Raw genomic sequence first — 14,189 nt, 5'->3', positions numbered from 1 at the left:
CCTTTATCCGTTAACCGATATATTCTGCGGTGCTGCCTCGCACCACCAGGTGCGGTGCGTGGATGCTTGAGGCGCCGGTGGCCTGCAGCGCCGCCTGCATGGCGGCCTCCGCCAGGGCGTTCACGTCCTGGCGGACGCTGGTCAGATCCGCCTGTGCCAGCCGGGCAAACTCGCTGTCGTCATAGCCGGTGAGGCTCATCTGCCCCGGCACCCCCAGGTTGCAAAGGTCAAGGGCCCGTCGGGCTCCCAGTGCTGCCCGGTCGTTAAAGGCCAGCACGGCCGTGGCGCGTTGCGCCGGGGAGGTAGTCTCCAGATAGCCGCGCAGGACCTCGAAGGCCGTGGCATCATCCGCGCCGGCGGCCAGGATCTCTGCCGCGGCCTGGGCGCGTTCGGCAGCGACCCGGAAGGCCTCCCGGCGTTGTTGCGCCGCAACGGCGGATCCGCCATCCAGGTGCAGAAGCCGGGTGTGGCCCAGCTGCACCAGGTGGTTGACCAGCTGCTCGATGCCGGCAGCTTCATCGGTGATGATCGAGGGCAATCCTTCGACCTCGCGCAGCAGGCTGATGACGGGAAGCTGTTTGGCCACCCCGTTGAGCTGGGTGGCGGGAAGTTCCGGGAAGATGCCGATCACCGCCTCGACTCCCGCGTCGATGAGGGTGTTGAGCACCCGGCGCTCATCGCGGTGCCTGCCGGTGGCCCCCAAGATGATCTCGAAGCCCTTCGCGTCGGCTTGGGCGAACAGGGCATCGGCCAACTCCGCGTGCAGCGGCTCACCGAGCGCGAGGGCCAGGCCCAAGGTCCGGCTGCGTCTGCTGCGCAGGGAGCGGGCCCGTGAATCAGGGCGGTAGCCCAGATCTGCCGCGGCCTGCTTGACCCGTGCCCGCGACTCCTCGCTGGCCCCCTCGGCCCCACGCAGCACGATGGAGGCCAAGGCGACCGAGACTCCAGAAGCGCGAGCGACATCGGCAAGGGTGGGGCGCTTGGCAGGGCGTGGGGCCGAAGTTGTGGGCATGGGCCAAACTTTCTTCTAGAACGTTATAGACAGGTGTTCTCCAGTGTGCCATGATTTTCCTGAACCCCAAATATAGAACGTTCTAGGAGAGTCTTCATGGCTTATCAATCATTGCCGGAATCCAGCGTCCAGCCGCTGCGCATTGCCGTCATCGGCACCGGGTGGATCGGTGCGTTCCACGCCCGTACCGTGGCCCAGTACCTGCCCGACGCACAGCTGCACGTTGTCGCTGACCCGGCACCGGGGCGTGCCGCGGCACTGGCCGCCGAACTCGGATGCACCAGCTACACCCAAGACATTGCCGAGGTCTTCGCCGACGAAACCGTGGATGCCGTGGTCATCGGGGCCCCTTCGAGTTTCCACGCCGGCCTGATTGCCCAGGCCGCCGCGGCCGGCAAGCACATCTTCTGCGAAAAGCCCGCGGCCCACGCGCTGGGCGATCTTGACAACGCATTGCAGGCGGTCGAGGACGCAGGCGTACTCTTGCAGATCGGCTTCAACCGGCGTTTTTCCCAGGACTTCGCCGCCGTGGCCGAGCAGGTGAATTCCGGAGCTATCGGCACCCCGCAGCTGCTGCGTTCGCTGACCCGCGACCCGGAAGTTGCCGGTGGCTTGCCCAATGCTGCGAAGATCCGCTCCCACGTGATCTTCACCGAAACGCTGATTCATGACTTCGATACCCTGAACTGGCTGAACCCGGGAGCCGAGGTGCAAGAGGTCCACGTCATGGCAGATGCCCTGGTGGCTCCGGAGCACCGTGAGAACGGGCTGCTGGATACCGCGGTAGTCACCATGCGCTACTCCAATGGGGCCATCGCCGTGGCCGAGGCCAACTTCTCTGCCAGCTACGGCTACGACGTGCGCGGAGAAGTCTTCGGCTCCAAGGGCATGGTCCAGGCGGGCAACCCGGTCCAGGTGGCGGCCGCCAGCTATGACGCGCAAGGGGCCCATGCTCCCACAGAACGCCTGAATATCGAGCTGTTCGCCCAGGCCTACCGCGATCAGCTCGCGGTCTTCACCCGCAAGATCCGCGGCGTGCGCGAAGGCACCGCCGACGCGGCCCTCGCCGTGCCCACCGGCAAGGACGCGCGCGCCGCATTGCGCGTGGCACTGGCCGCGCTGGAGTCCTCCGAAACCGGCCTTCCGGTCAAGCTGGAATCGGCCACCCGGCTCGCGGTGAGCGCATGAGCACGCAGCTGGCGGTCTGCGCGGAAATGGTCTTCCTGGACCTTCCGCTCATCGACCGGGTCAGGAAACTCGACGAAGCGGGCTTCGAAATCGAACTCTGGGATATCCGGGACAAGGACCTGGCGGCCCTCGCGGCCACCGGTGCCCGCTTCGGCTCCATGACAGGCTACAGCCACGGCAGCCTGTGCGATGCGGACAGCGCGCACGAGGTCGTGCGCACCGCACGGGAATTGATCCCGGCCGCCAGGGAACTGGGCATCACCCGCTTGGTGGTGCACCCGGCGCAGCTCATCGACGGCCAGGCCGCCACCCCGCGCTTCCGCGCCACCGGAGACATGTGGCTGACCGCGGCCAAGACCCTCGAAGAACTGGGGCGCCTGGGCGAAGAGCATGGCGTGACCTTCATGCTGGAGAACCTGAATACGATTCTTGATCACCCGGGCATTCCGCTGGGGCGTGCCAAGGATACGTTGTCGCTGGTCAAAGCCGTGGACCACCCGAATATCAAGATGATGCTCGATCTCTACCACGCGCAGATTGGCGAAGGGAACCTCATCGAACTGGTCCGTGCGGCCGGCCCGTGCATCGGCGAGATCCAGGTCGCGGATGTGCCGGGGCGCTGCGAGCCGGGTACCGGGGAAATCAACTATCGTGCGGTCGCCGCAGCCCTGGCCCAGCTGGGATACTCGGGTCCCGTGGGCATGGAAGCCTATGCCAGCGCGGATTCGGATGCGGCTATCGCGGCCTTCGCCCAGGCCTTCGAGCCGCTGCTGCAACCGGCGGGCTAGGAGAAACAACGAAGCGGTGGCCACAGGAGATCCTGTGGCCACCGCTTCGTTGTGGGCCTTGGAGGGCTAAGCGCCGGGGCCGAAAGGCAGGCGCGGATCCATGTCCTGGGCATCCCAGGTCTGGCGAATCCAGCCGTGGTGCGGGTCATCGCTGATCAGCCAGTCGCGCACCCGACCCGGCCCGGCCATCACATTCAGGTAGTAGAGGTCGTAGCCCGGGGCTGCCATGGCCGGCCCGTGCCAGCCGTAGGGGACCAGGACCACGTCGCCGGTGCGGACCTCGGCATTGACGTCGATGGGACGCTCGTCCGAGGCATAAACCCGGGCATAGCCGATCGGATCGGTGTCCTGCGGGGCTGGCATATCGCGGGCCAGCTGGGTCTCGAAGTAGTAGATCTCCTCGAGGCTGGTCTCGCCCTCCTTCTCCTCGTCATGCTTGTGCGGCGGATAGGAGGACCAGTTGCCGGCCGGGGTGATGACTTCGCAGACGATGAAGCGGTCGGCTTCCAGCGCGGCCGGGGTGCCGAAGTTGTGGACTTGGCGGGAGCAGTTGCCCGCTCCGCGCAGCTCTACCGGCGTCTCTTCGGCCTTGATCAGGCGCGTCGGGTACTCCTGCTTGGCTGGAGCCAGGGTGATGGCGACACGGCCACCGTGCTCGGTGCTGACGGAGATGGCCTTGTTGATGCCGGTGTACAGGACATCTGCCGGGCCGTTGAATACCGATGCGCGACCGGCGAGCAGATACTCCTCGCCGTCCACGCTGACCGAGAAGGAGGAACCGGAGAGCGGAACCACAATTCGTTCCTCGGCTGCGGCATCCAGCTGGATCGATTGCCCGGGAGCCAATTCGGCCACCTTGAGCCCGGTATGGGCCCAGCCGTCCACCTCGAGGGCGGAGTCATGGGCACCGAGCGAGATGCTCCAATCTCCGTCGGTGGCGGAACCTGCAGGGTAGATCCAGTCGGTCATGTGTCATTCCTTTCGACGGCGGTGTCCGGTGCTTCGCGAGGCTAGCGCTGCACCAAGGTCATTTCAAAGCTGTACGCGTCAGCGCGGTAGACGTGAGACCCAGTCTCAACGTTGCGACCGGTGTCATCGACAGCGGTGCGCTGCATGGTGACTAGGGCGGATCCAGCCTCGGTATCGAGCACGTCAGCCTGGGCGCTGTCGGCAACGGTGGCGCCGATGCGTTGCTGGGCGAGGCGGAAATTCACGCCCGCCTCGCGGAGCAATTCATACAGGCCGTGGGCCCGCAAGGACTTTTCATCCAGCTCGACGATGTCGTCGCGAACCCAATTCTCCATCAAGGCCAGCGGGCTGCCGCCGGCTGAACGCAGACGGGTGAAGTGGTAGACGGAGACGTCCTTGGGCAGCGACAGCAAATCCTGGACGTGTTCCGGGGCGGGAATATGCTCAAAACTCAGCAGTGTGGTGGTGGGCTTTTTTCCTGCGCGCTCGAGGTCATCGTTCAAGCTCGAGAGCTCCAGATGACGGCGGATCTGGCTGGAGACCACCTGGGTGCCCACGCCGCGCTTGCGCACCAGCAGGCCGGACTGGACCAGGTCGTCCATGGCCTTGCGGATGGTCGGCCGGGAGAGGCGCAAGCGCTGGGCCAGCTCGATCTCGTTTTCCAGCCGGGTGCCGGACGCCAGCGATCCGTCGCGGATGGCGCCTTCGATGCCCTGCACTACCTGGTGGTAGAGGGGGATCGGCGAAGAACGGTCGATCTTGATGCTCAGTGGTGTGCTCACGGTTGCTCCTTGCCAGCGACCTTCAGGTTATATGTCGCTTTGACAGGACAAACTATATCGGAAAATCGGCACTTTGGGCATACCCTGTGGAAATCCGTGCGATCCGTGGCCTTCCCGCTGGCTGCTCGCGCAGATCGCCTCCCGAATCATTCGCTGGACTGTGGTCCAGAATCAGCCTTCGACTAGGAAATTTGGACAAGATTCGCTATTTGTCCAATTGTCCTGACAAAAAACCCTCTCAAATCCGTTGCCGATTGATCATGGTGAAACATAGGGTTTTTTGGAACGGTCCAAGAAAAGGAGCCCATCGAGGCTGCTGGAGATGACGGCGTGCCGCGCCGCAGATGAGGAGAAGGTCATGAACGAACAGCGCACCATCGGTGTTGGGCTGATTTCGGTCGGTTGGATGGGCAAGCTGCATGCTCGGGCGTACAGTTCCGTGCCCTACGTCTACCCGGAACTGGGCCTCAAGCCGCGACTGGTTGTGGCTGCGGACACCGAGCAGTCGCGGGTGGACTATGCAGTGCAGACGCTGGGCTTCGAGCGTGGAACCCTGGATTACCACGAGGTGCTGGCGGACCCTGAGGTGGACGTGGTCTCGATTTGCGCGCCGAACTTCCTGCACGCCGAGATAGCGATCGCTGCGGCGAACGCTGGAAAGCACTTCTGGATCGAAAAGCCAGCTGGACGCAGCTTGGCCGAGACGCAGTCCATTGAACAAGCTGTGGCGCGCAATGGGGTGGAGACGTCCGTGGGCTTCAATTACCGCCACGCCCCAGCCATCGAGCGAGCACGCCAGCTGGTGTGCGAGGGCCGGTTAGGGGACATCACCAACGTCCGCGCCAGCTTCCTTGCCGGGTACGCCGCCGATCCGCGGGCCGCCCTGTCGTGGCGCTTCAATCGGGAGCTGGCGGGCAGCGGCGTGCTTGCGGACCTCCTCAGCCACGCTGCGGATCTGTGCCGCCATGTAGTTGGATCCATCCAGGGAATTTCCGCGTCAACGAATGTCATGATTCCCTCCCGCCCTAAATTGTCGATGGGCCAGGGCACGCACTTCGATCTGATCGAAGGCGGTGAAATGGGGGAGGTTGAAAATGAGGACTATGCCGCGGCGCTGGTGCGTTTCAGCCCCGAGGGCCTGGCCCGCCGGGCGATCGGGACGATCGAGGCCTCCCGCGTTGCCGTCGGGCCGCAGTGCGGCTACCGATTGGAGATCTTCGGCACCGAAGGATCGGTCAAGTGGGATTTCGAGCGCATGAATGAGCTGGAGGTGGTTCTGGGCCGCAACAACGAGGAGCAGGGGTTCACTACCGTCATCGGCTCGCCAAGGCATGGCGAATATTCCCGCTTCCAGCCCGGACCTGGCAACGCCATGGGCTTTGACGACTTGAAAACCATTGAAGCGAAGAAGTTCCTGGTGGCCGTGTGCGGCGGGGAGAAGTCCAACTCCACCATTGCCGACGCCGTGGCTGCCGCCGCCCTGGTTGAGGCGGCGGAGATATCGGCGGCCACCGGCGGCTGGCAGTCTGTGGGCCAGCCCGTCCAGAGCTGAAAAGTGCGATACTGGCAGCCATGTCGCAGATGCCAAGCCGCCGCCCCACGATCCGTGATGTCGCCAAGCATGCGGGGGTCTCCAAGTCCCTGGTGTCCCTGGTCCTCTCGGACCCGAGCAAGGTCAGCTCACTGAGGCGTTCACGGGTTGAGGACTCGATCCGTGAACTCGGCTACCAGCCCAATTTGGCGGCGCGATCCCTGGTCGCCGAGAATCGCCACGCCATTGGCGTGGTTTTGGGGGAACTGCACAATCCCTGGGTGCTCGAGGTTGCCGAGGTGGCGCGTGAGGCGCTGCAGGCGGCCGGTTTTGATGTGCTGTTCAGCGCCGCCGCCATTCACGATGGCCGGGGCATCGGACCGGCCGAGCCGCAGGCACTGCGGGACCTGCGGGTGAGCGGGTTGCTGGTGCTGGGTTCGGCCGACGATACCGCCAGCTTCGAAACCGCATTCGGCGAGACCCCGGCCGTGTTCGTGGGCAGCGGGCGCGAGCTCCAGGCGAACACGGCTGTGGTATCCGTAGACGATGAGCAGGGCTTTGGCTTGGTCATGGACCATCTGGTTGCTGGCGGGAACCAGCGGATAGCCCACGTTTCAGGGGGCCCGGGGCCGGTATCCGCCCAGCGTGAAGCTGCCTATCACCGGGCCATGCAGCGGCACGGGCTGCGCCAGCACGTGCGGGTCGTGGAGGCCGGTCCGAGCCTTAACGCTGGCTACGACGCCGTGGCGCAACTGCTGGCATCCGGTGCGCGCCCCGACGCGCTGGCCTGTTTCAACGACTTGTGCGCCTTTGGCGCAATCCAGGCACTGGATGAGGCTGGGGCGAGCGCCGCGGTGACAGGCTACGACAATATTTCCTTGTCATCTTTAAAACGGATTTCCCTCACCAGCGTTGATTCCGATTTCCAGGATCTCGGCCGCAGCAGTGCGCGCCTGCTGCTTCAGCTGATGCGCAACCCGGAGGGTAAATATGCACGTCAACTAACAATTTCGCCGCGACTGGTAGTGCGCTCTTCATCCGCGGGGAATGCGCACTTTCCAGACGAGCCAGCCATTGGTGCCCCTCTAGTGGAATGACATTCTTTTGGTCTTCACATCCTTATGTCTTTACAAACTGTTGACGGATCGCCATTCGTGTCGCACACTTTAGACAACTTGTGATTCACATCACGGGATTTTGATTAGACGGCCCGCTCCCGGGGATTATTGGGGTGAGCCGGCGGATTCCTGAAGGGGAAACAACAATGGGAAAGCCATCTTGGCGCAAACTCGCAGTAACACTCGCTATCGTTCCCGCTTTGGGGTTGGCAGCCTGTTCCTCCGGCGGAGGGCGTGCCCCGGAACCCGAGGGCAACGCGGGAGGCGGGGCAGTGGCGAGCACGGACCGAATCAATATCGCCGTCATCACCCACGCCGCACCGGGCGATACTTTCTGGGACATTCTCCGCAAGGGGGCCGAGGAAGCTGCGGCCAAGGATAATGTGGAGCTTCAGTACCTCAGCGACCCGGATGGCGGACGTCAATCCCAGCTGATCGAGCAGGCGATCGACCAAGGAGTCGATGGCATCGCCGTGACCCTGGCCAAGCCCGATGCCATGAAAGGCGCACTGAAAAAAGCCACCGATGCGGGGATTCCCATCGTGAGCCTGAATGCCGGCGAAGAGCGCTTCAAGGATCTCGGGGTGTTTGCACACTTTGGTTCCAATGAGCAGCTGGCGGGAGAAGCCGCAGGCGAAAAGCTGAAGGAAGCCGGGCTCAAGAAGCCGATCTGCGTCATCCAGGAACAAGGGCATGTGGGCCTTGAAGCACGCTGCGCCGGTGTCAAGAAAGTGATCCCGGGAACCGAAGTGCTCTACGTTCAGGGCACCGACATGACGCAGGTGGAATCCACCGCTACCGCTAAGCTCCAGGCTGACAAGCAGGCCGATGCCATTATCGGCCTGGGTGCACCATTCACCATGACCCTGCTCAAAGCGAAGGAAACCGCCAATTCGAAGGTCGAAGTTGCTTCCTTCGACATGAACTCGCAGCTGGTCCAGGAAATCACCGATGGCAACGTGCTGTTCACCGTCGACCAGCAGCCCTGGTTGCAGGGATATATGGCAGTGGATGCGTTGTGGCAGAACCATCGTGGCGGCTTCACCATCGGTGGCGGACAGGCAACCTTGACCGGTCCTGCTATCGTCGACAAAGCCGTAGCAGAGAAAATCACCAGTTTCGCAGAAGAAGGCGTCCGCTAGCCACGTCCCTCGGCGCGCGCCCTGCAGGCATTGACGGGCTGCGGGGCGCAGCCAGGACACGGAGGAAAACTCATGTCATCATTAACAGCTTCACCCTCGCATAAGAAAACCGCCACAGTGCACGATGAGCGCGTCGGGAAGAAAAGCACGCTGTCCGTTCTGCTCGGACGACCGGAAATCGGTGCCCTTGTTGGCGCAGTGGCACTGTTCATTTTCTTTGCCATCGTCGCTCCGGTCTTCTTGGCTCCGGCTTCGCTGGCCACCGTCCTCTACGGCGCTTCGACCATCGGGATCATGGCGGTCGGCGTCTCACTGCTCATGATCGGCGGGGAATTCGACCTGTCCACCGGCGTCGCGGTGATCTCCTCGGCGCTGAGCGCATCGTTGATCTCCTGGTACTTCGGACTGAACGTCTGGGTCGGCGTCGTGCTGGCGCTCGTCGTTTCCCTGCTCATCGGCTTCATCAACGGCATCATCCTGATCAAGACCAAGCTGCCCTCCTTCATCGTGACGCTGGCCAGCTTCCTGATGCTCACCGGCCTGAACCTGGGCTTGACCCGTGCCATCGGCGGTTCGGTGTCTTCGCCGTCCATCGCCAACATGGACGGATTCCAAAGCGCCAAAGCGGTGTTCGCATCGTCGGTGAACATCGGGGGCATCGATGTGAAGGTCACCGTCTTCATCTGGCTCGCCATGGTGGTCATCGCCTCGTGGGTCCTGCTGCGCACCAAGATCGGCAACTGGATCTTCGCCATCGGCGGCGATGAAAAAGCAGCCCGTGCGGTGGGCGTTCCGGTGGTCCGCACGAAGATCGGCCTGTTCATGGCAGTCGGATTGTGCGGGTGGGTGCTGGGAATGCACAACCTGTTCGCCTTTGATTCGGTGCAGTCCGGCGAAGGCATCGGCAATGAGTTCCTCTACATCATCGCTGCCGTGATCGGTGGCTGCCTGCTCACCGGCGGCTACGGTTCCGCCATTGGCGGTGCCATCGGCGCCTTCATCTTCGGCATGGCCAACAAGGGCATTGTGTACGCCGAATGGAACCCGGACTGGTTCAAGTTCTTCCTGGGCCTGATGCTGCTCTTGGCGACGGTGGTCAACATCGTGGTGAAAAAGCGCGCGGAATCCAGCAAATAGGAAGCCAAGGACAAGATCATGAATACTCGTAAGAACAAGAAGGCCGCAGAGCTGCTGGACCAGCTCGAGCCGAAGACCAGCGATAACCTGCTCACCCTCAAGGGCGTTGGCAAGCACTACGGAAGCATCATCGCGCTGCGCGGAGTGGATATGGTGGTCGATCCGGGCAAGGTGACCTGCGTGCTCGGAGACAATGGTGCCGGCAAGTCCACGCTCATCAAGATCATCGCCGGCCTGCACCAGCATGATGAAGGGGAATTCACGCTGCATGGCTCCGCGATCAAGCTCAAGAGCCCCCGCGTCGCCCTGGATGCCGGCATCGCCGCCGTCTACCAGGACTTGGCGGTTGTGCCGCTGATGCCGATCTGGCGCAACTTCTTCCTCGGCTCGGAACTGACCACCGGTGTGGGGCCGTTCAAGAAGCTCGACGTGCAGAAGATGAAGGACATCACCAAGCAGGAGCTCTCCGACATGGGGATCGACCTTCGCGACGTGGAGCAGCCCATCGGCCAGCTCTCCGGTGGCGAACGCCAGTGCGTGGCCATCGCCCGTGCCGTGTACTTCGGCGCCAAGGTCCTGATCCTCGATGAGCCCACGGCGGCCTTGGGCGTCAAGCAGTCCGGCGTGGTGCTGCGCTACATCCTGCAGGCGCGCGACCGCGGGCTGGGCGTCATCTTCATTACGCACAACCCGCACCATGCCTATCCGGTGGGCGACTCGTTCCTGCTGCTCAAACGGGGCCGTTCCATCGGGTATTACTCCAAGGCGGAAATCACCGTAGAAGAGCTGACCGCGCAGATGGCCGGTGGTGCCGAATTGGCCGAGCTGGCCCACGAGCTGGAGCAGCTCGGCGGCCACGCCGAGGAACTGGCAGAAGCCGAGGCGGGCGCGGCAGCGAAGTAGCCTGCGCACCGGCTTGCCGGCTTGATCCCCCGGGACACGATGCATCACTGCCGTGTCCCGGGGGACTCTTGCGTAGCGGCCAGCCCTTCGGGCCACTTGCGCCATGAACGGGCCCAGCTCCCGACGGCAGCCAAGGGTGATGCGGCCCGGCCGGGCCGCCCATGTGGTATCGAAGCCATAGGGTGTGGCGTTGCCCGGTGATTCTGGCGGCATCACTGTCGATTCAATTCGGGCGGGCTACATATCGTTGGTGATAACCCTGCTGGCATCTTCAATCGACGACGCACTTTCCACCCGAACGGCACTGCCGCTGAGCGGACGATGAACGTGATGGATGCCGTAGGGCAATGGCATCGGTGCCAGGCTCGGCAGGTGCACAGGACTTGGTAGCGTTAGATGGCTGGTACTGAATTGATGGAGGACATGTTGCGTTGGATTGAATCGAAAGGTTCGCATATTGCTGGATTGGTGCTCGCCGGGGCGCTGCTCCTGGCCGGATGCTCAGCACACGGCGGCCGCCAGGTGGCAGAAGACGATGCGCCAATGGGACAAGTTGCCACCACGGATCGCATCAAGCTAGCCATGATCACCCATGGGGCGCCGGGGAACACATTCTGGGATACCATCCGGCGAGGTGCCCAAGAAGCCGCAACCAAGGACAACGTCGAGTTGATCTACAGTTCGGATCCGGAGGGCGGGAGGCAGGCCCAGCTTATTGAGCAGTACGTGGTTCAGGGCGTTGACGGGATTATTGTGACCCTGGCGAAACCCGGCGCGCTGAAGGATGTCCTGGCGAAGGCCGAGGAAGCTGGCATCCCTATTGTGTCGATCAATTCGGGAGGCGAAGTATCTGCGGCGATGGGAGCCTTTGCCCATTTCGGCAGTGACGAGAAACTGGCGGGAGAGGCCGTCGGTGAGCGGCTCAAGGCGGAAGGCAAAGCCTCGCCGATCTGCGTGATCCACGAGCAAGGAAACGTGGGCCTGGAAGCCAGATGTGAAGGCGTGAAAAAGGTGATTCCCGCGACGGAGAACCTCTATGTCCAGGGCTCGGACATGACCCAAGTCGCCTCCACCATCACGGCCAAGCTGCAAACTTCGCAGCAAGCCGACGCAGTGGTGGCACTCGACGCACCCATAGCGCTGACCGCTGCCGCATCGACGTCGGAGACGGGCAGCGGCGCCGTTATCGCGTCCTTCGATCTGAATGCCGAACTTGCCCAGGCGATCGTGGATCGCAAGATCCTGTTCAGCGTGGACCAGCAGCCGTGGCTGCAAGGCTACATGGCTGTGGACGCCCTCTGGCAGAACCACCGTGGCGGATTCGAGATCGGCGGTGGAAAGGACATCCTGACCGGCCCGGCCATTGTCGACTCGGCAAATGGCGAGGCCGTCCTGGAATTCGCTCAAGAAGGGATCCGCTAAGCCGCGCAGGGCGCAACCTGGAAAGGGCCCCGCCGGGGTCAAGCTCGCGATCGAGCTCGACCCGGCGGGACCGGCTCCTGGGGCTACAGGGAGTAGTCGATAGCCTCGCTGTGGCCCGAGGAGAGCGAGCGCACCGCGGCCTGGGCAATGGCCTGGGACTTCAGGCCCTCGCGCAGCGTGATGGGGGAGTCCAGGTCCTCCTCCAGGGCCTTGACGAAGGCGCTGAGGCTCGCGGCGTAGGTCGGCTTGACCCGGTCGAACCAGTTTCCGTGCAGGCCGTGGGACCGGGCATGCTCCTTGCGCACGAGCGTGACATGGCCCGAGCGCTGGCGCTCTGATTCCGCCAGTCCCTCCGAGCCCAAGGCTTCGATGCGTTCGTCATAGCCGTAGCCGGTGTGCCGCACGCAGTCGATCTGCGCCAGGGCCCCATCGGGAAAGAGCAAGGAGCTGATCGAGGTATCGACATCGCCGAATTCTGCGATTTCCGGGGCCGCGAGGGCTGAGCCGAAGGCATGGATCTGGACCGGATCCACTCCGGCGATCCAGGTTGCCAAATCGTAGAAATGCACGGCCTGGTCGCGGAACTGGCCGCCGGAGCTCTTGAGGTAGTCCACCGGGGGCAGGGCGGGCCCGCGGGAGGTCAATTGCAGCAGCGCCAGGGAACCGATCGAGCCTTGGCGAACCAGGTCCCTGAGCTCGGCGTGGGCCGAATCGAACCGGCGATTGAAATTCACCATGGCCTTGATGCCGGAGCGTTCCACGTAGGCCACCGTCGATTTGGCGGTCTCGAGGTCGAGGTCGATGGGTTTTTCAACCAGGGCCGCCAACCCGGCGTCGGCCGCGAGCCGAAGGTTCTGGGCGTGTGAATCTGTGGATGAGGCGATGAAGACCGCGTCGAGCTGATCGTTGTTGAAGATGTCGTCGAGCGAAGCTGCGGCCTTGGCGCCGTGCTGGGCAGCCAGGGCCGAAGCCCGCTGGACATCGATGTCGTAGACCAGGCGGAAATCCACATCGGGGTGGGATGCCAGGTTCTGCGCGTGGACGGAGCCGATGAAGCCTGCGCCAATCAGGGCGAATCGTTGCATGGTATGTGGTCCTTATGAGAAGTAGGTGCCGATTAGGAGATCATGATGTCGAGCAGGTTGCGCATGGTGCTCGCGACCTTGTGGAAGTCGTGTTCATTGGCCCGGTCGGAGAACATCTCGGAAACCCACCAGCCGTCGTAGCCGGTGGACTTGATGGCATCCACCCACTGCTGCAATGGAATGGCGCCACCCCCAATCACGACATTGCGATGCTCGTCCTGGGCCGGAACATCCCGGTCGCGGTCCAGGTCGAGGCCGTCCGAGATGTGCGCGGCCTTGATGAGCTCCTTGGGCAAGGCGGCAACTTCTTCCAGCGTGTCGCCCACCGTCCAGAAATGCCAGGTGTCCAGCGCGATGCCGACATTCTCCCGCCCGCTGCGCTCGATGATTTCCAACGCGTGGCGGCAGCGATTGATGTTGGACCAGGCCAGTGGCTCCAGATAGATTTCCAGGCCGTGGTCCGCGGCGATGTCGGCCGCGGCCGCGACATTGCTGGCCGCAATCGCCAATGCCTCCGGCTCAGGCAGGCCGAGCGTGCCGCGATAGCGGGGGTCGGAATCGGGCAGCTGGCCGCTCTTGAAATCCTTGACGACATTCCAGTCCACCGGACCGGTGCACATTTGCAGAATCGGAGCCCCGACCACGGTAGCGATTTCGGCCATGCGCCTGACTTCTTGGAGCATGTCATCGCGCGCGGCGCCCTGGCGTTCAAGATCAAGGACCGCGCCGATGCCCGTTACTTCCAGGCCTGCGAGCATGTCAGGAAGCGTGTTGACCGAGTACCCGGCATCGAGGTACCGATACAGCTTTGGGCTCTGCAATTCGATGCCGCCGAATCCGGCCGACTTGGCGGTGGCGATATCGGTGGCGACGTTTCCATAAAAACTGGTCGTGACATTCATGGAGAGTTTTGCCATGGGTCCTCCTTGACTACGGCGGTGGATATGTAAGTTTCATATGTACAGTTGTCAGTACAAATGCTTATTAGATTCTAGAGCAGGATCCCAATAGAAGGAAAGACTCCGACGGCCAATCTTTTGCGCAAATTGAGTTGATGCATGGAATGCCAGATGGATCCCTCGAATGAGGATCTGCTGGGCCGGGGTGTGCCC

General features: G+C 63.1%; 13 protein-coding genes. 8 read left to right on the top strand and 5 right to left on the bottom strand.

Features of this window, described 5'->3' with window-relative positions:
• Positions 1–10 precede the first annotated feature (10 nt).
• A complete protein-coding gene (locus OF385_RS16165) occupies positions 11–1,012 on the bottom strand; it encodes a LacI family DNA-binding transcriptional regulator (RefSeq protein ID WP_264276324.1) in 1,002 nt (333 codons plus the stop codon).
• A 96-nt stretch (positions 1,013–1,108) separates the two neighbouring features.
• Here OF385_RS16165 and OF385_RS16160 point away from each other — a divergent pair, with 96 nt between their 5' ends.
• A complete protein-coding gene (locus tag OF385_RS16160) occupies positions 1,109–2,200 on the top strand; it encodes a Gfo/Idh/MocA family oxidoreductase (RefSeq protein WP_264276323.1) in 1,092 nt (363 codons plus the stop codon).
• Positions 2,197–2,988 carry a TIM barrel protein gene (locus tag OF385_RS16155; RefSeq protein ID WP_264276322.1) on the top strand — a complete coding sequence of 264 codons (792 nt, stop codon included), beginning with the start codon at positions 2,197–2,199 and terminating at the stop codon, positions 2,986–2,988. The genes OF385_RS16160 and OF385_RS16155 overlap by 4 nt, the downstream gene beginning before the upstream one ends.
• Positions 2,989–3,054: 66 nt before the next feature.
• Here the strand turns inward: OF385_RS16155 and iolB are convergent, their stop codons facing one another.
• Positions 3,055–3,957 carry a 5-deoxy-glucuronate isomerase gene (iolB, locus tag OF385_RS16150; RefSeq protein ID WP_264276321.1) on the bottom strand — a complete coding sequence of 301 codons (903 nt, stop codon included), beginning with the start codon at positions 3,955–3,957 and terminating at the stop codon, positions 3,055–3,057.
• A gap of 41 nt (positions 3,958–3,998) precedes the next feature.
• The gene (locus tag OF385_RS16145; RefSeq protein WP_264276320.1) at positions 3,999–4,739 is read right to left on the bottom strand and encodes a GntR family transcriptional regulator; all 741 of its coding nucleotides are present in this window, start codon (positions 4,737–4,739) and stop codon (positions 3,999–4,001) included.
• A 358-nt stretch (positions 4,740–5,097) separates the two neighbouring features.
• On the opposite strand from OF385_RS16145, the gene OF385_RS16140 reads away from it, so the two are divergent.
• The 6 genes from OF385_RS16140 (at position 5,098) to OF385_RS16115 (ending at position 11,992) form a co-directional block, all read left to right on the top strand.
• Complete coding sequence (locus OF385_RS16140; protein ID WP_264276319.1) at positions 5,098–6,291, top strand: Gfo/Idh/MocA family protein; 1,194 nt, start codon at positions 5,098–5,100, stop codon at positions 6,289–6,291.
• Positions 6,292–6,311: 20 nt separating this feature from the next.
• Positions 6,312–7,367, top strand: coding sequence for a LacI family DNA-binding transcriptional regulator (locus OF385_RS16135; RefSeq protein WP_264276318.1), 1,056 nt, complete (start codon positions 6,312–6,314; stop codon positions 7,365–7,367).
• 167 nt (positions 7,368–7,534) lie between these two features.
• Entirely contained in the window at positions 7,535–8,530 is a 996-nt protein-coding gene (locus tag OF385_RS16130) for a sugar ABC transporter substrate-binding protein (protein WP_264276317.1), read from the top strand.
• Between the two features lie 72 nt (positions 8,531–8,602).
• Positions 8,603–9,667, top strand: coding sequence for an ABC transporter permease (locus OF385_RS16125; RefSeq protein ID WP_264276316.1), 1,065 nt, complete (start codon positions 8,603–8,605; stop codon positions 9,665–9,667).
• A gap of 18 nt (positions 9,668–9,685) precedes the next feature.
• The gene (locus OF385_RS16120) at positions 9,686–10,570 is read left to right on the top strand and encodes an ATP-binding cassette domain-containing protein (protein WP_264276315.1); all 885 of its coding nucleotides are present in this window, start codon (positions 9,686–9,688) and stop codon (positions 10,568–10,570) included.
• Between the two features lie 423 nt (positions 10,571–10,993).
• Positions 10,994–11,992, top strand: coding sequence for a substrate-binding domain-containing protein (locus OF385_RS16115; RefSeq protein ID WP_264277956.1), 999 nt, complete (start codon positions 10,994–10,996; stop codon positions 11,990–11,992).
• Positions 11,993–12,075: 83 nt separating this feature from the next.
• Here the strand turns inward: OF385_RS16115 and OF385_RS16110 are convergent, their stop codons facing one another.
• Positions 12,076–13,077, bottom strand: a complete 1,002-nt coding sequence (locus OF385_RS16110; protein ID WP_264276314.1) for a Gfo/Idh/MocA family oxidoreductase — start codon at positions 13,075–13,077, stop codon at positions 12,076–12,078.
• A gap of 32 nt (positions 13,078–13,109) precedes the next feature.
• Positions 13,110–13,994, bottom strand: coding sequence for a sugar phosphate isomerase/epimerase family protein (locus OF385_RS16105; RefSeq protein WP_264276313.1), 885 nt, complete (start codon positions 13,992–13,994; stop codon positions 13,110–13,112).
• Positions 13,995–14,189: the final 195 nt, after the last annotated feature.

This window comes from Glutamicibacter sp. JL.03c (assembly GCF_025854375.1).
Taxonomy (GTDB): domain Bacteria; phylum Actinomycetota; class Actinomycetes; order Actinomycetales; family Micrococcaceae; genus Glutamicibacter.
Note: the sequence above shows the minus strand (reverse complement) of the source record. Positions and strands in the feature narration are given on the sequence as shown.